Annotated in this window: 2 protein-coding genes; one reads left to right on the top strand and one right to left on the bottom strand. The window is 44.2% G+C overall.

Features of this window, described 5'->3' with window-relative positions:
• The coding region (gene argC / locus A3735_RS24700) for an N-acetyl-gamma-glutamyl-phosphate reductase (protein ID WP_068638825.1) at positions 1 to 615 on the bottom strand (615 nt) is incomplete at its 3' end.
• A gap of 381 nt (positions 616 to 996) precedes the next feature.
• Here argC and A3735_RS31375 point away from each other — a divergent pair.
• On the top strand, positions 997 to 1283 hold a 287-nt coding region (locus tag A3735_RS31375; protein WP_197486022.1), incomplete at its 3' end, for a 1-acyl-sn-glycerol-3-phosphate acyltransferase.

Raw genomic sequence — 1283 nt, 5'->3', positions numbered from 1 at the left:
AACACCGTAAGCTTTAAAGCTATCAGCGCATTCCGATAACAGCATACCAACTTTAGCTGCACGCCCAGCACCACTGGTGCCTGTTTTAGCATCTGCAATGAGACGATCCGCCTGGACTAAGCCTTGCTCAACTAAAGGTAAAAAGCCCAACTGAATAACCGTAGGAAAACACCCAGGGCAAGCAACTAATTTGGCATCTTTAATTTGTTCACGATAGATTTCAGGCAGGCCATATGCAGCCTGAGGAATTAATTCAGGGCAGGCATGCTTCTGGTCATACCAACTTTCCCATACATCTACATCTTTCAAACGAAAGTCACCTGAAAGATCAATGGTACGCAAGCCGGAATCTATAAATTCAGACATCATTGACTGAGCCACACCGTGTGGCGTTGCAAAGAAGATAAGATCACAGCCAGCTAGTTCGTCTACGCTAGGATCGGTAAAAGGCAAGTCGATGTAGCCACGAACATGAGGAAACATATCTGCAACAGGGCGGCCTTTCTCAGTACGCGAGGTAACAACAGTAATTTCAACCTTCGGATGAAGCACCAATAATCTTAATAACTCCGAACCGGTATAGCCAGTCGCGCCTACAATACCTACCTTTATCACTTTATATCCCCAAATTTCGAATCTTAAAAAACGGCCGATTATATCACGAGATCAACGGCAAGGTTGTAAGCAATTATAGCCAGCCCTATGCCAAGCAAGGCAATTTTATTACAATTTATGGCTTGTATAACAATATAGCTGTGACACAAAACGCTCTATAATCGTTTTACGCACTCATCCTCTCGATAATAATCGCCGCCTACGGACATAACTGACTCAAGCATGCTACTTACTATTCGTACAATACTCGTTCTCACTTACTTCTTTAGCGTTGCTTTGCTCGGCAGTTGCATCTGTCTTTTTAGGCCCTTCAACCCTGATAACACAAGAATATGCGGGCGACTATTCAGCTGGGGAGCTTTGAAGTTATTGGGCGTGAAAATGACGATAGAGAATAAAGAACTATTGGATAATATGCCCCCCAGCGTTGTTATCGCCAATCACCAAAGCAACCTCGACCTCTTTGTTCACGGCGGTGTCATTCCTAAGCGCTGTGTAAGCGTCGGTAAAAAGAGCCTTAAGTATCTGCCTTTATTTGGCCAGGTTTATTGGCTCGCCGGCAATATCATGATCGACCGTTCCAAAAGTCGTGAATCTATCAATACCATGGCTGAAACAACCGAAGCGCTTAAACACAATAATACTTCGATTTGGGTCTTTGCCGAAGG

The organism is Oleiphilus sp. HI0061 (assembly GCF_001635675.1).
This window is presented reverse-complemented; position numbering and strand designations above follow the sequence as displayed.